Source organism: Ruminococcus sp. FC2018, assembly GCF_000621805.1.
GTDB lineage: Bacteria > Bacillota > Clostridia > Oscillospirales > Ruminococcaceae > Hominimerdicola.
The window spans coordinates 153,832-171,638 of the sequence record NZ_JHXH01000004.1 but is presented as its reverse complement, the minus strand read 5'-3'; the positions used below and the strand labels follow the sequence as shown (position 1 = coordinate 171,638).

The window sequence follows — 17,807 nt, the reverse complement described above, 5'->3', positions numbered from 1 at the left end:
CTACTCCTAATCCCTTGTCAAAAATTATGCATAATTATACAATATTATAATATGTCACAATGGTAATTCTAACATATATCGCCATTAAAGTCAATGGCAATTTTAACGAAAAACCGCAATGTGCGCCTGCTATTTATATACAGAAAATGCCATCTTTGCACGGGGCAGAAGATGGCATTTCAATCAAAATAAAGTCTTACGGCAAGTGCCGACAGTACAAATCCGCATATATCCGCAAAGCAGGCTCCTGCAAATACCATAGGATAGGCTTTCTTTTTAATGGCGGCAAAGTACACGGATATGGTATAAAAGGTTGTCTCTGTAGAGCCCATTATAACGCTTGCAACCCTGCCCGGGAAGCTGTCGGGGCTTACGCTTCCAAGGAGCTTGTCAACAGATGCCAGGGCACCGCTGCCTGAAAAGGGTCGTATCATTGCAAGGCTTACGCATTCCTGCGGGAAGCCCAGTGTTTGGGTGAATGGGAGCAAAAGAGCGGACAGCATATCCACCGCACCCGAACGTGTAAACATCCCCACAGCGGTCATCACCAGCACAAGGGAGGGAAGTATCTCAAAAAGGGTCATTATGCCCTCCCGTGCACCCTCGGCGAACTCCCGGGCGATATCAACCTTTTTGAAAACGCCCCACAGCAGGATAAGGGTTATGACTGAGGGTATCAGAATATCGCTCATACCTTGCGCCTGCCTATGCTAAGAGCGTATACCACAGCGCACCCTGCGGCAGCGGAAACAAGTGACACAGCAAGTATGGGAACCGTGACATCTAAAGGGGTCCTGGCACCGTGTGCAGCTCGCAGAGTACCGATGGTGGTGGGCAGAAGCTGTATTGATGCGGTGTTGAGAACGGTAAGCATGGCGATGCCTCTGCGGGCATATTTTCCCCCTTGCTTATCCATTTCCTTTACTGCCTCGATGCCCATAGGCGTGGCGGCGTTGGATATTCCCAGCATATTGGCGGCAAGATTCATGGTTATATATTCCATAGCCTTTGGTGAGCAGCCCTTGAAAATGCGGCTTAAAACCGGTCGGAGGAGTTTTGCGAAAAAATGTATGATCCCGGCTTTGCGTGCAATGCGCATAAGTCCGCTCCACAACGCCATTGTGCCGCACAAGCTTATAGCAAGGCTCACAGCGTCCGAGCAGGACTCTATCGCCGCTTTTGAAAGCACGGATAGGTTGCCCTGCACTGCTGCTGCCCATAGGGATACAGCGCAAAGCACAGCCGAAATCACACCTATCATTGTTTTTTTTCGCCACCTTTGTAAATAAATGTAAACATAAACACAAAACCGTATTAACACATACTTAAAATACATAATAAAAAATTAAAAATCGTTGTAAAAAATTCTTGACTTTTTGCAATCTTTTTGATATAATGTAGCCATGAAGAGAGATGTTGAAATATAAGGTTTTATATCTAAGTAAGGGGATGCATATTATGAAGTCAACAGGTATCGTTAGAAAAATAGATGAGCTGGGAAGGATCGTACTTCCGATAGAGCTTAGAAGGACTTATGATCTTGCTGTCAAAGATGCAGTGGAGATCTACACCGATGACGATAAGATCGTACTCAAGAAGTTTCAGAGAGCCTGCATTTTCTGCGGTGAGGCTGAGAACGTAGTTGAATTCAAGGGCAGAACTGTATGCGAAAAGTGTGCAGCTGAACTTGGCAAAAAGTAATTTGGTTTATAGTAATTGATTGCTTTACAGGGTAGGGTTTGACCTGCCCTGTTTTTATTTATATGTGGATAAAAAAGAAAGATACCTTTTATTGGGTATCTTTCCTGCTTATTATCAGTTTTCTGAATTCGTCCTCGCCGTATCGGTAAACGCTCATGTGCAGTCTGTGGGAGTCGTGTTCATAGCTTGAGAGCCTGGTACGGCTGGTGTATTCCCAGAAGGTCCAGTCAATGTTGTCGTCAGGCTCTGAGAAAAGGCTCTCATACCACAAGGGGCAGTCGGAAAACTCGCCCTTAATGTATTTGTCATATGCTCCCGAGGAACATTTGATGACCGGGCACACCCCTGTCTTTTCCTTTACCGTGTTTACAAAGTCCCGCAGATTCGTTCCGACCTTGTTCACATCCGGAGCGAACAGCCTGTCAAACAATCCCGGGCTGATCTCTACCGCAGGCGTAAGCCAGCCTTCCATGTCACCCACAGCGGAAAGGAAGTTTTCAGCCTGTGCCTTTCCCTCAGCTTTAATGTCAAACACGTGCAGTGCCCCCACGGGTATAAGGGAGTGAAAAGCACCTTCTTTGTTTTTCTCAAAGCTTTCGTCCACATAGGAGGTGGACTTGGTGGCTCTAAGATAGCACATCTGGATATTCAGCTTTGAAAACTTTGACCAGTATATCTCGCCGCCCTTGTTATCCATAACAGGACCACGCACCGGATAATCCTTTTTCTTGGGCTCGTTGAACCAGATCTGTCCTGAATACAGCAGTATTGCAAATTCTATCAACAGCAAAACGATGCCGATGATACAAAGCCTGAGCAAAAGCTTTCTTACAAATCTTCCTGTCTTTTTACGTTCCTGCCGCTGGTCGGGCAGCTCCTCAGGCTCGTCCTCAATAGGATATCCGTCCTCGTCAATGGGTATTGAATATTCGGGCTGGTTATTATCCGGTCTTCTTCTCATTCTGTGCAAGTTCCTTGTCTATGGCTTCCTGATCCTTGGACAGCAGTTCAAAATCATAGCTATCCAAAAGCTTGTTGACCTGCTTTGTTATCTCGGCAAACGCACGCTGATTGCAGCATTTACCGCTTGCGCCACGGTTGCATTCTCCGTCGGGTGCAAGGCAGCGTGAAAAGCAGTATGTACCTTCAATGGCTTCCACAACGGTTTTAAGGGAAATGTCTTTGGGAGCTTTGTTGATCCTGTATCCTCCCTGAACGCCCTGGTATGACTTTACTATATCAAGTGCCACCAGCTTGCGCAGTATTTTCACAGCAAACCGCAGGGGAACTCCTGTATGGGACGAAAGTGTCTTGGCATCGATCTTTTCGTTCTTCTTGCAAAGCTCTGAAACGATGCGCACGGCGTAATCTGTCTCAAGTGTTATATACATTTCTTATACCTGTCCTTTTTATCAATCAAGATAATCCCTGACCTTGTTGCTTCTATTGGGGTGACGAAGCTTTCTCAGTGCCTTGGCTTCGATCTGTCTTATTCTCTCACGGGTGACATTGAACTTTTTGCCGACCTCTTCCAGTGTTCTTGATCTTCCGTCCTCAAGACCGAATCTGAGTCTGAGCACCTGCTCTTCACGCTCGGTAAGAGTAGAAAGCACCTGGTTGATCTGTTCTTTCAAAAGTACAAGTGATGCAGCCTCTGCCGGTGCCGGAGCGTCATCGTCCGGGATAAAGTCGCCAAGGTGGGAATCCTCCTCCTCACCGATAGGTGTTTCCAGCGACACAGGGTCCTGTGCGATACGCATTATCTCACGCACTCTTTCAACGCTCATATCCAGCTCCTGGGCGATCTCCTCCGGTGACGGGTCATGTCCGTTCTTATGCAGAAGCTGTGAAGAGGCTTTCTTTACTTTTGTTATTGTTTCCACCATGTGCACAGGTATACGTATTGTTCTTGCCTGGTCAGCGATAGCTCTGGTGATAGCCTGTCTGATCCACCATGTTGCGTATGTGGAGAACTTAAAGCCCTTGGTATAATCGAACTTTTCTACGGCTTTGATAAGTCCCATATTTCCTTCCTGGATAAGGTCAAGGAAGCTCATGCCTCTGCCCACATATCTTTTTGCGATAGAAACCACAAGACGCAGATTTGCCTCGGCAAGTCTTTTTCGTGCCTTTGAAGCGTCTTTCTCGTTGTTGCTTGCCATGCTTTCGGCAAGCTGTATCTCTTCCTCGGAGGTAAGAAGGGGAACACGGCCTATCTCTTTGAGATAGATCTTTACAGGGTCGTCGATAGCCACGCCGTCGGTGGAAAGTGAAATATCAACGTCAGTCTGCTCGATATCCTCCTCGGGATTGGAAATGTCAAGATTGTCGTCCACAACGATATCGTCTATGATCTCAATGTTAAGGCTTGCACAGGTGTCATAGAAATTATCCATCTGTTCAACGTCATAGTCAAGCTTTTCCAGAGCGTCTGTGATCTCCTTTGTGGTCAGCTTGCCCACAGCCTTTCCATGCTCCATAAGGTTGTCCATGATCTGCTTCTTGTCTGTCATAAAAAATGCTCTCCTATCTGAAATATAATAATTGACCTGTTAAACGGGATATGCCCGTGGGGGTGAAGTCCTATCCGTTGTTTTTATTTCTCAGCCGTTCAAGTTCCTTCAAAAAGCTTTCGTTGTCTGCGGTAACGTCTTTTTTTTCGCTGTTTTCGTGATACTTTTTAAGCACGTTGATATAGTCGCTGCAAACCTTCTCGTCCACAGAAAGCTCCTCGTACTTGCCCAGCAGCCCTACTATCCGTCCCACCTCGTCGGGGGAGAATTCAGCGTTAAAGGCTGCCACCGAGAAATCTTCATTTTCCTTTATCTTAGCCGTAAGGCTTTCAAATATCCGCCTGTTAAGGTCGGTGACAAACTCGCCGGGAGTTATTTTTGCGCACACATTATCGCATTGGTCGGGATTGGTGAAAAGATAATAGATAATGCCCTGTTCGGCATAGTCCTCCTTTGGGTGTTCAAAAGCCTGGGGGTTGACCTGGTCACGATGCTTATCGGTAAATGTCACCGTGCGCTGCCACTCACGCTTTTCCTGCTGCTTTCTGGCGTTTTTGCGCCGCATCTCAACTTCCTGTTTTATGGCTTCCTTGCTCACACCGAACTCTCTTGAAAGCTTTGATATGTAAATGTCACGCTCAACAGGGGAGTTAAGCCCTGCCAGCACGCCGTAAGCCTTTTTAAGATAGTCTATCTTGCCGATGTCCGTGTCGGTATCTATTCCCTCACGTCGTTTTTTCAGCTCGTATTCCACCGAGCCTTCCGACTCTTTCAGAAGCTGCTTGAATTTTAACGGACCGTAAAGCTTAAGATACTCGTCCGGATCCTTTGCACCCTTTATTTTAACCACCGTGGTCTTGAAGCCTGTGTTTTCAAGGATACCGATGGCTTTTGATGTGGCTTTCTGACCTGCCTCGTCTGCGTCATAGCAGATAAGAATGTGGTCTGCATATTGGTTAAGTGACCTTGCCTGCTTGTCCGTCAGTGCAGTTCCGCAGGATGCCACAGCGTTTTCAAAACCTGCCTGGTGCATGGAAATAACGTCAAGGTTTCCCTCGCAAAGAATTATCTGCCGGCTTTTTACCGCCGCATTTTTTGCAAAGTTCAATGAGAACAGAAAACGCTCCTTGCTGTATACCGCCGTGTCCTTGGAGTTAAGATATTTTCTTTTGTCGTCGGCTGAAAGCGCTCTGCCGCCAAAGCCCACTATATGTCCTGTAAGGTCAATAAACGGGAACATGGCACGGTTGACGAAAAAGTCAAACGACCGCCCGGTCTTTGCCGATACGGAGATCAGCGAGCCGTCGATAAGCTCCTGTTCCGAGTATCCGAGGGACAGCATATGGGTCTTGAGTGCGCTCCAGCTGTTTGGTGCAAAGCCCATGCCGTATTTTTTGATTGTGTCCACCGACAGCTTCCGCTGTCTTATAAGATAGTCAAGGCACACTTTTCCGCTCTCTGTTTTAAGCTGTGAATAGAAAAACCGCGCGGCGTCCTTGTTCATCTCATACATTCGTTTTCTTGTCTGACCGGTCCTGTCGCTGTAACCGGGGGTAGTCTCGGGCAAGGGTACGTTGCCCCGCTCCGCCAGCATTTTTACAGCTTCCCAGTAGTCAAGGTTGTGATACTTCATCACAAAGGTTATCACATCTCCGCCAGCTCCGCATCCGAAACAGTGGAAGAACTCCTTGTCGGTGTGGACATGGCAGGAGGGTGTTTTTTCGTTATGGAAAGGGCAAAGGCAAACATAGTCCCTGCCTGCACGTTTTAATGTAACATAGCTGCCCATGACCTCATCAATGGGGTTGGCAGCCTTCAGCCGGTCAATAAAATCCTGCGGCAGAGGCATTGTCTTTTCTCCTTTCGATTTTTTGTTTATTATTTATGTATATATCAGCTCAGTGTTGTTTTTTTGCTTTTAACGTCGTCCATAGTGGCTCCGCTGAGGATGAAGGTGGCGTATACTCCGCCGGGAACTCTGGTCATAGGATAAAGAATAAACTCTTTTCCGCTTGCGGTCTTATAGTTGTAAAAATGGTCCTCCAGATGACCTGTCATCACACATTTATTGTCGGCAAAGATCTTTTTCAGATCTGATTCTTCCTTTACCATTATGGTCTGTTCCGGGTTGCCGTCTTTATCTGTGGTATTGGACAGCTCAACATACTGGGCGCCAAATGAAACTCTGATAACAGCTGTTATGTCGCCAAAGCTTGTTTCGTCCCCTTTGAGAAGAAAGATCTCCACAAAAATAAACTGTATCAGCATAAGCGAGCCAAAGATGATCCCGACGATCTTCAATCCTTTTTTTACAGTATCCATAGTTTGATCTCCCCTGTATTTATTGTCCCTTAATACTTCGTCCAGCCTTTGGGGATAAACAGCTCCTTGAACGCCTCGACCGCAAATCCGTCTGTCATGCCTGCGATATAATCGCACACTGCTGTGTCGGCTCCGAATTTGTACGCACCGCTCAGATAGACCTGTGGCAGCACCTCGATATGGGAGATATAGTAGTCGTACAAGGCACCTATCATTTCCTGTGCCTTGCCCTCCTCAGCCTTGCATTTGGGATTTGTGTACACAAAATCAAACATGAACTTGTGCAAAGCGTGATACGCCTGTGCCACATTGTCATCCATATGCAGATCTTCTGCGCCGTTATTGATTATAGAGCTTATCAGGGAGGTTATCCTCCGGGATTTTGAGTTTCCAAGAATATCTGTAATGCTTTTTGGAATGTCCTCTTCACGCAGTATACCTGCACGGACGGAATCGTCTATATCGTGGTTGATGTATGCGATAACATCGGCATAACGGACTATCTGTCCTTCTTTAGTCTCTGCCCACTGGTTGGTGTGCTTTACTATGCCGTCCCTGACCTCATAGGTAAGGTTAAGACCTTCGCCGTTGTTTTCAATGTAGTCTACCACACGCAGACTCTGCTCATAGTGGTGAAATCCATTTGGATTAAGCTTGTCCAGCATCCTTTCGCCTGCGTGTCCGAAAGGGGTATGTCCCAGGTCGTGCCCCAGTGCGATTGCCTCTGTAAGGTCCTCATTGAGCCGCAGGGCTCTTGCCATTGTCCTTGCTATCTGGGAGACCTCAAGGGTATGTGTAAGACGTGTCCTGTAATGGTCGCCTGCAGGGGAGAGGAAAACCTGAGTTTTGTGTTTTAAGCGTCTGAAAGAGTTGCAGTGCAGTATCCTGTCCCTGTCACGCTGGAATTCTGTGCGAAGGCGGCATTTTTCAATGGGCTCTTTACGCCCCTTTGTCTGACTGCTAAGGCAGGCAAATTCACATAACGTATCTTTTTCAAGTTTTTCTGTATACTCTCTCGGCTCCACCCGGAACCCACCTCCTGTCATAACGTCTCTATAAGACATTATACTTTATAAAATAATAAAAACCTTTATTTTTCATAAAGGTTTTTACGTTTTTGTACTTTATGACAAAAATCAGGCAAAGTCAGCCTCGAGATTTGGTTCTTCCGACAGGTCTATCTGTCCGTTAGATATATCTGTAATTTTCTCTCTGAACGCCTTGCAAAGCTCAGCTTTGACCAGAACGCTGATGTTCACAACGTCTGCAAAGTCCTCTTTTTCCTTTATGACCTGAAAATCGGGGAGGACATAGCTGATCTTGCCGTACATATTGTAATCGCATGAGAACTCAAAGCGGGAACATTCGTGCATCTGCATTATCCTTGCAGCATTCACCGCAAGCTTGCAGCCCTGTGAATATGCCCTTACCAGTCCGTTTGCTCCCAGCAGCACACCGCCGAAATATCTTGTTACAACAACGCACACATCTGTCAGCCCTGCTTTTTGCAGCACATCTAAAACGGGGATCCCCCCTGTTCCCTGAGGCTCGCCGTCGTCAGAATAGCGAGAGGTGTTTTCGCTGCGAAGGATATATGCATACACATTGTGGCGGGCTTTGCGGTTTTCCGCCTTTATTTTCTCTATAAAAGCCACAGCCTCTTCAGATGTCTTTACCGGAGCGATGTGTCCGATAAATTCGCTCTTTTTTTCCACAAAGCTGTCCTGTGCCTGTTCATATATGGTTTTATAGCTCATTTATCTTTCCTCTGTTTTATTGTTTCTTGCAGCTTTTGCATATGTCACCCAAGGGGCAGTCTGCACAGCGTTCACCTCGTGCTTTGCAGAACTCTCTGCCAAAAAGCACCATGCGGTGACAAAAGTCGGATGACTTATCCGGTGGAAGTATATTACGAAGATCAGTCTCCACTTTCTGCGGGTCCTTGTTCTTAGTCAGCCCGAGTCTTCCGCAGATGCGTATGCAGTGGGTATCGCACACAACAGCAGGCTTGTGGAACACATCTCCCATTACAAGGTTTGCAGTCTTTCTGCCGATGCCCTCAAGCTTTGTAAGCTCCTCAATGGTGTCGGGTATCTCTCCGCCGTAGTCCTGCACTATCTGTCTGCACATACCTACTATGGACTTTGCCTTTGTTTTGTATAATCCGCAGGGCTTGACGATCTTTGCAACATCGTCAACATCAGCATTTGCAAAATCCTCGATAGAGCGGTACTTTGCAAAAAGCTCCCTTGTAACTATATTCACCCTTGCATCTGTACACTGAGCTGACAGCCTGCCTGCTATCATAAGCTCGTGAGGCTTTTCATACACAAGCGAGCACAATGCGTCGGGATAGGTCTGTTCAAGTCTTTGTATTATTGTGCTCACAAGCTCTGATTTTTTCATGTCATTCCCTCCGTTTTACAGCATACATCATTATACACCTTTTTGCATTTTTCGTCAACGGCGGTTTTCTTTCATTTTTGCAAGCTGATGCAGGCAGTTATGCAACCGTTTTTTGCAAATCCGCCAAAACGGACATATTTCAGCTGCATTTTTTCGTATTATGTATAAAAATTTGAAATTTCAGCGATTTACTCTTGCAAAATTTTAAAGTGTATGTTATAATAAGCCTATCGTAATTAAAATGTCCGGGAAAGATGGTCCGGACGGGTTTACGGCAATAATTTAAAGATGGGAGTTTTTAAGATGGCATTGAAAAACGAGTACCTTCAGAAAGTGTACGAGAACGTTGAGAAGAGAAACCCCGGCGAGAAGGAGTTTCTCCAGGCAGTATATGAGGTTCTTGAGAGCCTTGTTCCTGTAGCAGACAAAAGACAGGATCTTATTGACGCAGGCGTTTTCGACAGGATCGTTGAGCCTGAGAGACAGGTAATGTTCAGAGTCCCTTGGGTTGACGACAACGGCAAGGTACAGGTCAACAGAGGTTTCAGAGTACAGTTCAACTCAGCTATCGGACCATATAAGGGCGGTCTGAGATTCCACCCGACAGTATGTGCATCTGTAATCAAGTTCCTGGGATTTGAGCAGATCTTCAAGAACAGCCTTACAAGCCTTCCTATGGGCGGCGGCAAGGGCGGTTCTGACTTTGACCCACAGGGCAAGTCCGACGCTGAGGTTATGAGATTCTGCCAGAGCTTTATGACAGAGCTTTGCAAGCACATCGGTGCTGACACAGACGTTCCTGCCGGTGACATCGGTGTAGGCGCAAGAGAGATCGGCTATCTGTTCGGTCAGTACAAGAGACTCAGAAACGAGTTTGTTGGCGTGCTCACAGGTAAGGGTATGCAGTACGGCGGATCACTTATCAGACCTGAGGCAACAGGCTTCGGCGCAGTTTACTACACAGTTGAGATGCTCGAGCACTTCGGCGACAGCATCAAGGGCAAGACCTTTGCAGTATCAGGCTTCGGCAACGTTGCTTGGGGTACTATCAAGAAGGTCAACGAGCTGGGCGGTAAGGTAGTAACAATTTCCGGTCCTGACGGCTACATCTACGATGCAGACGGAATCACAGGCGAAAAGGTTGATTACCTGCTTGAGATGAGAGCTTCCTGCAGAAACAGAGCTCAGGATTACGCTGACAAGTTCGGTGTACCTTTCTTTGCTGGCAAGAAGCCTTGGGAGCAGAAGGTAGACATCGTAATGCCTTGCGCAACTCAGAACGAGGTAACTCTTGAGGACGCTAAGAACATCATCGCTAACGGCGTTAAGTACTATGTTGAGGTTTCAAATATGCCTACAACCGCTGATGCTGTTGCATATCTCAGAGAGAACGGCGCAATCGTTTGTCCTTCTAAGGCTGTTAACGCAGGCGGCGTTGCAGTTTCCGGTCTTGAGATGAGCCAGAACTCCATGAGATACAACTGGACAGCTGAAGAGGTTGACGCTAAGCTGCACCAGATCATGAAGAACATCTTCTCCGCTTCCGTAGCTGCTGCTAAGGAGTACGGTCTTGGTGATGACCTCATCGCAGGCGCAAACATCGCAGGCTTCCTGAAGGTAGCTGAGGCTATGAAGGCTCAGGGCGTTGTTTGATAAAAACTTCTATCTGTAAATATAAAGAGGCTGCTGTAAAAAGCAGTCTCTTTTTTGTTGCAAATCTGCTGAAAATGTGTTATAATGCTTTCAGCAAGGAGATGATACAGTGAACATCATCGGACATTTTAAAACCATTACCACCCACCGCCACGCCGTTATCAGAAACTGCTTCAAGGCGGGTATCGGCTTCCAGGGGCTTTTCCACGACCTTTCCAAGTATATGCCCAGCGAGTTTTTCTACGGCTGTAAATTCTACCAGGGCACCCGATCCCCTAACGAGGGAGAACGTGAGGACCACGGGTTTTCATATGCCTGGATGCACCACAAGGGCAGGAACAAGCACCACTTTGAATACTGGACAGACTACAATCCCAAAACACGCCGTATGGAGCCTGTGAAAATGCCGCTGAGATACGTCAAGGAAATGTTCTGCGACAGAGTGGCTGCAAGCAAGATATATATGAAAGAAAACTACACCGATTCAAGTCCTTTGGAGTATTACAGCAAGGCAAAGGGCATAAGGGTCATTCACCCCGAGACAGCGGCGCTTATCGAAAAACTGCTGACTATGCTTGCGCAAAAGGGCGAAGACAGGACATTTGCGTACATCAGACGACTGAAAAGATACTGATAAAAATATAAAAAATATGAGGGATAACAAAAATGAACAAAACAATTTCAAAAGTCGGCTCGGCGATAGTAACGGTGACAGTATTCCTGTTCGCACTGTTTCTGCTCATCAACTATTCTTTGGGCGGTTACTTTGTGTGCCTTATCCTGCCGGTAGGGTTTATCATGATGACGGCAGGTCTGCACAACGAAATTGAAAGCGACCGCAAAGTTGCTGCGAACATCGGTATGGTTCTTGCGGCAGTGTACAGCGTGTTTATTATGCTTGTCTACTTTACACAGCTGACCACGGTAAACAACGAGCAGCTGAACGAACAGGCGTCAAAGCTGTTAAAGTTTAACAGTTTCGGACTTATCTTCAACTACGACCTGCTCGGCTACGGCGTGATGGCACTTTCGACTTTCTTCACGGGGCTTGCGATGAAACCGAAGAACAAGGCGGACAAGTGGCTCAGAGCACTTATGATGATACACGGCGTATTCTACTTCAGCTGTACGTTTATGCCGATAACGGGTATGTTCTCAAAAATGTCGTCCGGCGGCGACGGTCTCGGCGGAAGGCTCGCACTTGTTGCGTGGTGTGCATACTTCCTGCCTATCGGTATACTTGCATTTTTGCATTTTGGCAAGGAAAAGAAATAGGACTTTCAGCGTCTGCAAAAAGCAGGCGCTTTTCTATTAAAAATATGTGTGCGGGACTTGACAAGCGAAAAAATGTGTGTTATACTTATAAGGCTGTTCGGAATGGGCAGCGAATAATGATAGCTACATAGAACTACTGTCTAAACTGAAATGATGGGCTTCTATGAGTCATAATTTTAGTTTAAAAGGAGGTTTTTGCAATGAGAGAGGGCATTCACCCTAACTACGAGGAGACTACTATCACCTGCGCTTGCGGCAATGTGATAAAGACTCGTTCCACAAAGAAGGACATCAAGGTAGAAATCTGCTCAAAGTGTCATCCTTTCTACACAGGAAAGCAGAAGCTTGTTGATACAGGCGGACGTGTTGACAGATTCAAGAAGAAGTTTAACCTTGACTGATAAGGAAAATAAAGGAGCGGATAGGTCATATCCGCTCTTTTTTTGTCTATAAAAGAAGATACCCGAGTCCAAGGAGCAGCTTTATGTCTGCGCCCTGCTTGTACAGTATGTAAATGAGCATACCGATAAGGGCTTTTTCCTCATCGATTGGTATGCCTGCGATATCAAAAAGCTTGCCATCTGAGTGTCCGCCCCCAAGCAGACCGCCAATGAGCGAGCTGAGGTCGGGGCTTTTTGCAGCTTCATCGGCAGCTGTGCTGTTGGCGGTATTGGGAGTATCCTGCTGCGTGCCCAGCGCACTCTGAGAACGCTGCTGCATTTGTTTCACACGGCGGATAGCCTCCTGCTTCATGGTGTTGAAATCATCAGAGTATTCCAAACAGGTCACCTCCCAGAAGACCGCTTTGCTTTAATGCAGGGTAAACGGAAAACAGCTTGAATATTTTTATAAGTCTGTCTATCTTCACCTGGTTCTCCTCTTTCAGAAGTGGGCGCAAAGCCAGCAGCAGGTCCACGTTTTTGTCGTGCTTGTTTGCCTGCTGTAAAATAGTCTGCAGCTGCATAAGCTTTGCAACGTCAATACCTGATGTTGACGGGGGAGCAGGCTGCTGAGGCTGAGGCTGAAGGTCAAGTCCTTTGAGCAGCTGGGAAAAATCGTTTGGAACAGCCTCTCCGGCGGCAGGCTGTGCCTGTGAGGCATCGTCACCGGAAAGTGCTCCTGCCAGCTGTGAAAGCTGTTTCATGCTCTGTTCATCGTTAAGCACGCTCTGGAGCTTTGCCATAAGGTCATCCATAGATTATTCACCTACTTGCCAAGCTTTTTGTAGATCTCCTGAGCCTGTGGGGACGATAACACGCTTTTTGCGGCATTTTTGTCACCGATCACCTGCTTCAGGGAATTCGCCTGATCCTTGGGGAGACTTGATAACGCACTGCTGAGATCCCCCCGTTCAAGCTGATCTTTAAGCGCCTGCGGCGAGGTGCCAAGCTTTTTTGATGCCATTGCCAGAAGCAGCCCTAACTTTTTCTGATCCATGTTGCTGTTCATAAAAAAATCTCCTTTTACCGTTGTGTTTATAAAATATTTATGTTATACTTTACTATTATATGTGAGGAGGGGAAAAAGGTTGAGTGAAAAGAAAAATATGCGCATTGTGGTTTTTTCCGATTCTCACGGCAATTTCGGAGCGGTTCAGAGGATCTTTAAGCAAAATCAGGACGCACACCTTTTTATTTTTCTCGGCGACGGTGCCGGGGAAATAGATACTATCAGCACTTTGTACCCCCAAAAGCAGATATTAAGCGTTAAGGGCAACTGCGATATTATAAGCCAAGCCCCCAAAGAACTTGTATATACCGCACCGGACGGAAGAAAAATATTTGCCTGCCACGGCAATACCTACAGCGTAAACACCACAAAGAACCGGCTTTTTTACAAAGGCATGGAGCTTGGAGCATCGGTGGTCCTTTTCGGGCACACCCATTGCAGGTTTCTGTCTTACGACGGGCAGATGTATATGCTCAACCCCGGCAGCGCAGGTCAGCCCCGTGACGGACTTCCTCCGAGCTATGCGTTTATTGATCTGCTTGACGGCGGAGGAATATTCTGTTCCCACGTTGAGCTGAAATAAAAAAACGCCCTGTAAATACAGAGCGTTGGCCTTTTAGTTTTCAGATTGCTGTTTTAAAAGCCTGTTCCAGTTTATAAAGCCGTATATATCGTTTACAAGGAACACCGCAAAGCAAGTCAGCATTGGGACGTATGAGGTGTTCTCTATACTTGCAAGCAGCCACAGCACAATGAGAATAACGTCGTTCATGGCGTAAGCCACAGCATACAGTGCGCACCGGCGGAAGGTGAGTGCAACCGCAAGAAAGCTGGTTGCCACCGAGAGGGTGGAGGGCACGATGTTTGCGGTGCCGAAATAATCAAGTATAAAATAAAACGCAACAGTTACCGGGATCGTGATAAGAATGATCGCCGCAAGCTCCTTGCCGTTTGCGCTGCGGACCCTGACCTGTGCACGGGATTTTCCGTAGGGATTTTTCAGCCATACATACAGTGAAGCTGCAGCCATAGGTGCTGTCATTGTGGCATATGTGACCATCTCTCCGTAGTAGTGCATACGGTAGGATATAAAAGCATAGATCATGCTGAAAATAATGATAAGCAGCTGTCCCACAGGATTTCCCTTTGCACAGAAAATCAGGGAAAACGCACCTATGAGCGAGGCGATAAAGGACAGGGTCCCCGAGCCTTTGAAAACAATATATGATGCGGTCATAACCAGCAGGGAAGCTGTCAGGAGTATTTTTTCAAACAAAGTAAAATAGCTGTACATCAATCTTAGCTTTGATTTCATTGAGCCCTCCCAAAAAACAACACCCCTCACACATCTTCAAAGACCTAACGATGTGTAACGAGTGCTTGTGCACCGCCTACCCGGTGGCAGTCATATTATTGCATGAAAAATATATCATATTTTATGTAAAATGTCAAGTGAAAGGAAATAACAACATGGCACAAAACGTCTTTACAGCAGACATACGTGATAAGTCGGATTTTGACAACGGTCACCTGCCCGGCTCTGTGAATATGACGGCACAACAGCTGCTGGAGCATGAGTTTGACGGGGACTGTAAGGTGGAAGTTGTCTGCCGCAACGGAAGATTCAGCGAGCAGACAGCGAAACAGCTCCGGGAAAGGGGTGTGGATGCTCATGCCCTTGAAGGGGGGTATTCAAAATGGCTTTTTGAAAGCATCGACGGAAGCGACCGCAGCCGTGAAATAGAGCAGAGCATTCGCAAAAAGTTTGCACGTCCCATATGGAGCAGATTTGCAAGGGCGATAATAAAATATGAACTTGTAAAGCCGGGGGACAGGATAGCGGTTTGTATTTCCGGAGGTAAGGATTCTATGCTCCTTGCCAAACTGTTTCAGGAGCTTAAAGCCCACAATAAGTTCGATTTCCAGCTTCGCTTTCTTGTTATGGACCCGGGATACAGCCCTGTGAACCGCAGCCTTATCGAGAAAAACGCAGGCATACTTGGCATACCAATAGAAATATTTGAAACTAATATCTTCAATTCGGTGTTTAACGTAAAAAACAACCCCTGCTACCTTTGCGCAAGGATGCGAAGGGGACATCTTTACAACAAAGCAAAGGAAATGGGCTGCAACAAGATCGCACTGGGTCATCACTATGACGATGTTATCGAGACTATTCTCATGGGAATGATATACGGCGGTCAGGTACAAACTATGATGCCAAAGCTTCACAGCGCAAATTTTGAAGGTATGCAGCTGATAAGACCAATGTATCTTATCAGGGAAGCGGAGATAAAACGCTGGCGTGATTATAACGACCTGCATTTTTTACAATGCGCCTGCCGTTTTACTGAGGAAAACACTTCGGTAGGACAAACAGGTGAGTCTGACTCAAAACGGCTTGAGATAAAAAACCTTATCGCACAGCTGAAACAGCGCAATCCACAGATCGAGGCAAACATTTTCCGCAGCGTTGAAAACGTAAATCTGAACACGATCATTTCCTACAAGAAAAACGGTGAGATAACACATTTCCTTGACGGATATAACGATTAAAAAAGCAGGCAGCATATTTCAGCTGTCTGCCTTTTTATTATCCGTTTAATTTTTGCCTGTGTATTTTATGCAAAGCATTGTCAGATCATCAAACTGCGCTGCATTTCCCACAAATCTGTCCACCGCTTTGTTGACCGTGTCCAGGATCTCCTTCGGGGACGCATCGGGTGATTCGTTGAGAGCATCCACTATCCTCTCTGTTCCGAACAGCTTTTCTTCAGTGTTTGTTGCCTCTGCCACACCGTCGGTGTACAGGAACAGAACGTCGTCCTTTTGCAGTTCAAACTCATATTCGGTGTATTTTACCCCGTCCATGCCGCCAAGCACAAATCCGTGTTTGTCCTTCAAAAGGTCATACTTTTCACCGTTCTTTCGCAGTATCGGGTATTCGTGACCTGCATTTGACGCAACAATGTGACCTGTTTTAAGATCAATAATGCCAAGCCATGCTGTAACGAACATATTGTTTGGGTTGTTTTCGCAGATGCTGTTATTTGCACAGGAAAGAACCTGAGCAGGTGAGAGCTTTGCCATGACATAGTTCTTTATAAGGATCTTGGTCATCATCATAAACAGCGATGCCGGGATACCCTTTCCGGATACGTCGGCGATGACCATTCCCAGGTGATCGTCGTCGATAAAGAAGAAGTCGTAGAAATCTCCGCCTACTTCCTTAGCCGGTTTCATATATGCGAAAAGCTCATAATTGTCCATTTCGGGGAATTTTTTGGGAAGTGAACCGGACTGGATGTTTGCAGCAAGGTCAAGTTCGGCGGAAACTCTTTCCTTTTCCGTTGCAAGCTGTACATTTTCATTGGTATATCTGTCGATCTCAACGGCAAGCTGTGAAATATCGTCTGCAAGGATACCAAACTCGTTTTTGGATCTTATTTCACTCATGCTGCGTACAACTTCGTCCTTATCCTTGTTTTCCATATAATTCTGCACACCGTGCTTTACCTTTCTCAGAGGCTTGATCGCAAATATATAGATGAAGAACAGCACAAGTGCGCTTGACATAAGCGATCCGCCAAGTGACAGGACAGCCATGATCTTAAGGTTTCCGGACAAACTGGAAGCAAATTCACTCCAGTTGTATGAAATACACACAGTCACGCACATATCATCGTTTTTTGCCACAGTGACATATCCGATGTAGTGCTTATCCTTTTCGCCGCTGCCCTCCACTGTTTCAAAGACGATTTCCGATTCGTTCTGAGTTAGTATGTTATCTATGGCGGGGTGGTCAGAAGAGCTGTAATCAATTATTTTTCCGGTTTTATATTTTTCTTTGTATTCGTCAATTTTATCTTCCTCGGGGATTATATAATCACCGTTCAGATTATCATAGTCAAAGTAGAAGAAGGTGAACCCACGTGATGCTTTTCCGATATCGATACAGTAAAGGGAATCATAATTATACTCCCTGTTGCTGAATGCAAAGTCGATCATTACTGAGTAATACAGTATTTTGGCTACTCGTTCTTTTTCCGCATCTGTAAGTTTTTCAAGCCTTGGGTATCTTATTTTTTTATACGATCCGAACACCGATGTATCTTTGCCCGGGAAAAGGGTCTGGTCGATCTTATTGTCCAGAGAATCATTGACATCATAAGGTTTGGCTAGGTCGTCCCCTAATTTCTCCCACTCTTTAAAAATCCATGAAGACACTCTTTTATCCTCAAATTCAAAGGGCTTTTTGATGCGCTCCAAATCGGCGGAGATCATATCATTTTTTGCTTGAAGGTACATTTTTACACTTCCGCCGTAGATGGCATATATATTTATAAACACCGAAAGTGAGAAGATCAGTGTCAATATGATACCGATCTGTATCAGAAGCCTGTGGTGTATCTTTTTTTTGGTTTTACCACTCATAAATTGTTCCCCTCAACAAAAAAATGCACAATGTCCGGATGTATAATATAACAT

Annotated in this window: 22 protein-coding genes; 7 read left to right on the top strand and 15 right to left on the bottom strand. The window is 46.1% G+C overall.

Going from position 1 to position 17,807, the window contains the following annotated elements:
• Positions 1-179: 179 nt before the first annotated feature.
• Both T494_RS0104360 and T494_RS0104355 read right to left on the bottom strand, forming a co-directional pair.
• Positions 180-692 (bottom strand): nucleoside recognition domain-containing protein, encoded by a 513-nt coding sequence (locus T494_RS0104360; RefSeq protein WP_028505249.1) that lies wholly within the window; start codon positions 690-692, stop codon positions 180-182.
• Positions 689-1,261, bottom strand: a complete 573-nt coding sequence (locus tag T494_RS0104355) for a nucleoside recognition domain-containing protein (protein WP_028505248.1) — start codon at positions 1,259-1,261, stop codon at positions 689-691. The genes T494_RS0104360 and T494_RS0104355 overlap by 4 nt, the downstream gene beginning before the upstream one ends.
• A gap of 197 nt (positions 1,262-1,458) precedes the next feature.
• Between T494_RS0104355 and T494_RS0104350 the strand changes: the two genes are divergently transcribed.
• The gene (locus tag T494_RS0104350) at positions 1,459-1,701 is read left to right on the top strand and encodes an AbrB/MazE/SpoVT family DNA-binding domain-containing protein (RefSeq protein ID WP_028505247.1); all 243 of its coding nucleotides are present in this window, start codon (positions 1,459-1,461) and stop codon (positions 1,699-1,701) included.
• A gap of 88 nt (positions 1,702-1,789) precedes the next feature.
• On the opposite strand, the gene T494_RS0104345 is transcribed toward T494_RS0104350, so the two are convergent.
• The 8 genes from T494_RS0104345 to nth form a co-directional block, all read right to left on the bottom strand.
• Positions 1,790-2,662 carry a GH25 family lysozyme gene (locus T494_RS0104345; protein WP_028505246.1) on the bottom strand — a complete coding sequence of 291 codons (873 nt, stop codon included), beginning with the start codon at positions 2,660-2,662 and terminating at the stop codon, positions 1,790-1,792.
• On the bottom strand, positions 2,643-3,092 hold the full coding sequence (locus tag T494_RS0104340) for an Rrf2 family transcriptional regulator (protein ID WP_028505245.1): 450 nt from the start codon (positions 3,090-3,092) through the stop codon (positions 2,643-2,645). The genes T494_RS0104345 and T494_RS0104340 overlap by 20 nt, the downstream gene beginning before the upstream one ends.
• A 21-nt stretch (positions 3,093-3,113) precedes the next feature.
• Positions 3,114-4,214, bottom strand: a complete 1,101-nt coding sequence (gene rpoD / locus T494_RS0104335) for an RNA polymerase sigma factor RpoD (RefSeq protein WP_028505244.1) — start codon at positions 4,212-4,214, stop codon at positions 3,114-3,116.
• Between the two features lie 70 nt (positions 4,215-4,284).
• The gene (gene dnaG / locus T494_RS0104330) at positions 4,285-6,063 is read right to left on the bottom strand and encodes a DNA primase (protein ID WP_028505243.1); all 1,779 of its coding nucleotides are present in this window, start codon (positions 6,061-6,063) and stop codon (positions 4,285-4,287) included.
• Between the two features lie 44 nt (positions 6,064-6,107).
• A complete protein-coding gene (locus T494_RS0104325) occupies positions 6,108-6,536 on the bottom strand; it encodes a hypothetical protein (protein WP_028505242.1) in 429 nt (142 codons plus the stop codon).
• Between the two features lie 29 nt (positions 6,537-6,565).
• On the bottom strand, positions 6,566-7,561 hold the full coding sequence (locus tag T494_RS0104320; protein ID WP_028505241.1) for a deoxyguanosinetriphosphate triphosphohydrolase: 996 nt from the start codon (positions 7,559-7,561) through the stop codon (positions 6,566-6,568).
• 111 nt (positions 7,562-7,672) lie between these two features.
• Positions 7,673-8,293 (bottom strand): YigZ family protein, encoded by a 621-nt coding sequence (locus tag T494_RS0104315; RefSeq protein WP_028505240.1) that lies wholly within the window; start codon positions 8,291-8,293, stop codon positions 7,673-7,675.
• 16 nt (positions 8,294-8,309) lie between these two features.
• The gene (nth, locus tag T494_RS0104310; protein WP_028505239.1) at positions 8,310-8,942 is read right to left on the bottom strand and encodes an endonuclease III; all 633 of its coding nucleotides are present in this window, start codon (positions 8,940-8,942) and stop codon (positions 8,310-8,312) included.
• A 303-nt stretch (positions 8,943-9,245) separates the two neighbouring features.
• On the opposite strand from nth, the gene gdhA reads away from it, so the two are divergent.
• The 4 genes from gdhA (at position 9,246) to rpmE (ending at position 12,271) form a co-directional block, all read left to right on the top strand.
• Positions 9,246-10,595 (top strand): NADP-specific glutamate dehydrogenase, encoded by a 1,350-nt coding sequence (gene gdhA / locus T494_RS0104305; RefSeq protein WP_028505238.1) that lies wholly within the window; start codon positions 9,246-9,248, stop codon positions 10,593-10,595.
• Between the two features lie 109 nt (positions 10,596-10,704).
• Entirely contained in the window at positions 10,705-11,229 is a 525-nt protein-coding gene (locus T494_RS0104295; RefSeq protein WP_028505237.1) for a DUF5662 family protein, read from the top strand.
• A 32-nt stretch (positions 11,230-11,261) separates the two neighbouring features.
• Entirely contained in the window at positions 11,262-11,870 is a 609-nt protein-coding gene (locus tag T494_RS0104290) for a hypothetical protein (protein WP_028505236.1), read from the top strand.
• Positions 11,871-12,070: 200 nt separating this feature from the next.
• The gene (rpmE, locus tag T494_RS0104285; RefSeq protein WP_028505235.1) at positions 12,071-12,271 is read left to right on the top strand and encodes a 50S ribosomal protein L31; all 201 of its coding nucleotides are present in this window, start codon (positions 12,071-12,073) and stop codon (positions 12,269-12,271) included.
• Positions 12,272-12,317: 46 nt separating this feature from the next.
• On the opposite strand, the gene T494_RS0104280 is transcribed toward rpmE, so the two are convergent.
• From T494_RS0104280 to T494_RS0104270, 3 genes are read right to left on the bottom strand one after another with little or no spacing between them, the layout of a single operon-like run.
• On the bottom strand, positions 12,318-12,659 hold the full coding sequence (locus tag T494_RS0104280; protein ID WP_242836379.1) for a hypothetical protein: 342 nt from the start codon (positions 12,657-12,659) through the stop codon (positions 12,318-12,320).
• A complete protein-coding gene (locus tag T494_RS0104275) occupies positions 12,637-13,065 on the bottom strand; it encodes a hypothetical protein (protein ID WP_242836378.1) in 429 nt (142 codons plus the stop codon). Before T494_RS0104275 ends, T494_RS0104280 begins: the two co-directional genes overlap by 23 nt.
• An 11-nt stretch (positions 13,066-13,076) precedes the next feature.
• A complete protein-coding gene (locus T494_RS0104270) occupies positions 13,077-13,319 on the bottom strand; it encodes a hypothetical protein (protein WP_037343886.1) in 243 nt (80 codons plus the stop codon).
• Between the two features lie 79 nt (positions 13,320-13,398).
• Here T494_RS0104270 and T494_RS0104265 point away from each other — a divergent pair, with 79 nt between their 5' ends.
• Positions 13,399-13,902, top strand: a complete 504-nt coding sequence (locus T494_RS0104265; RefSeq protein ID WP_051540056.1) for a YfcE family phosphodiesterase — start codon at positions 13,399-13,401, stop codon at positions 13,900-13,902.
• Between the two features lie 33 nt (positions 13,903-13,935).
• Here T494_RS0104265 and pnuC read toward each other — a convergent pair whose 3' ends face one another.
• On the bottom strand, positions 13,936-14,634 hold the full coding sequence (gene pnuC / locus T494_RS0104260; RefSeq protein WP_028505230.1) for a nicotinamide riboside transporter PnuC: 699 nt from the start codon (positions 14,632-14,634) through the stop codon (positions 13,936-13,938).
• Between the two features lie 155 nt (positions 14,635-14,789).
• On the opposite strand from pnuC, the gene T494_RS0104255 reads away from it, so the two are divergent.
• Positions 14,790-15,875 (top strand): ATP-binding protein, encoded by a 1,086-nt coding sequence (locus T494_RS0104255; protein WP_037343884.1) that lies wholly within the window; start codon positions 14,790-14,792, stop codon positions 15,873-15,875.
• Positions 15,876-15,920: 45 nt separating this feature from the next.
• Here the strand turns inward: T494_RS0104255 and T494_RS13345 are convergent, their stop codons facing one another.
• Positions 15,921-17,753, bottom strand: coding sequence for a PP2C family protein-serine/threonine phosphatase (locus T494_RS13345; RefSeq protein ID WP_051540054.1), 1,833 nt, complete (start codon positions 17,751-17,753; stop codon positions 15,921-15,923).
• Positions 17,754-17,807: the final 54 nt, after the last annotated feature.

Excerpts from the sequence above, each read along its gene's own strand:
- T494_RS0104360 (WP_028505249.1), bottom strand. The coding sequence starts at position 692 with ATGAGCGATATTCTGATACCCTCAGTCATAACCCTTATCCTGCTGTGG.
- T494_RS0104355 (WP_028505248.1), bottom strand. The coding sequence starts at position 1,261 with ATGATAGGTGTGATTTCGGCTGTGCTTTGCGCTGTATCCCTATGGGCA.
- T494_RS0104350 (WP_028505247.1), top strand. The coding sequence starts at position 1,459 with ATGAAGTCAACAGGTATCGTTAGAAAAATAGATGAGCTGGGAAGGATC.
- T494_RS0104345 (WP_028505246.1), bottom strand. The coding sequence starts at position 2,662 with ATGAGAAGAAGACCGGATAATAACCAGCCCGAATATTCAATACCCATT.
- T494_RS0104340 (WP_028505245.1), bottom strand. The coding sequence starts at position 3,092 with ATGTATATAACACTTGAGACAGATTACGCCGTGCGCATCGTTTCAGAG.
- rpoD (WP_028505244.1), bottom strand. The coding sequence starts at position 4,214 with ATGACAGACAAGAAGCAGATCATGGACAACCTTATGGAGCATGGAAAG.
- dnaG (WP_028505243.1), bottom strand. The coding sequence starts at position 6,063 with ATGCCTCTGCCGCAGGATTTTATTGACCGGCTGAAGGCTGCCAACCCC.
- T494_RS0104325 (WP_028505242.1), bottom strand. The coding sequence starts at position 6,536 with ATGGATACTGTAAAAAAAGGATTGAAGATCGTCGGGATCATCTTTGGC.
- T494_RS0104315 (WP_028505240.1), bottom strand. The coding sequence starts at position 8,293 with ATGAGCTATAAAACCATATATGAACAGGCACAGGACAGCTTTGTGGAA.
- nth (WP_028505239.1), bottom strand. The coding sequence starts at position 8,942 with ATGAAAAAATCAGAGCTTGTGAGCACAATAATACAAAGACTTGAACAG.
- gdhA (WP_028505238.1), top strand. The coding sequence starts at position 9,246 with ATGGCATTGAAAAACGAGTACCTTCAGAAAGTGTACGAGAACGTTGAG.
- T494_RS0104290 (WP_028505236.1), top strand. The coding sequence starts at position 11,262 with ATGAACAAAACAATTTCAAAAGTCGGCTCGGCGATAGTAACGGTGACA.
- rpmE (WP_028505235.1), top strand. The coding sequence starts at position 12,071 with ATGAGAGAGGGCATTCACCCTAACTACGAGGAGACTACTATCACCTGC.
- T494_RS0104275 (WP_242836378.1), bottom strand. The coding sequence starts at position 13,065 with ATGGATGACCTTATGGCAAAGCTCCAGAGCGTGCTTAACGATGAACAG.
- T494_RS0104270 (WP_037343886.1), bottom strand. The coding sequence starts at position 13,319 with ATGAACAGCAACATGGATCAGAAAAAGTTAGGGCTGCTTCTGGCAATG.
- pnuC (WP_028505230.1), bottom strand. The coding sequence starts at position 14,634 with ATGAAATCAAAGCTAAGATTGATGTACAGCTATTTTACTTTGTTTGAA.
- T494_RS0104255 (WP_037343884.1), top strand. The coding sequence starts at position 14,790 with ATGGCACAAAACGTCTTTACAGCAGACATACGTGATAAGTCGGATTTT.
- T494_RS13345 (WP_051540054.1), bottom strand. The coding sequence starts at position 17,753 with ATGAGTGGTAAAACCAAAAAAAAGATACACCACAGGCTTCTGATACAG.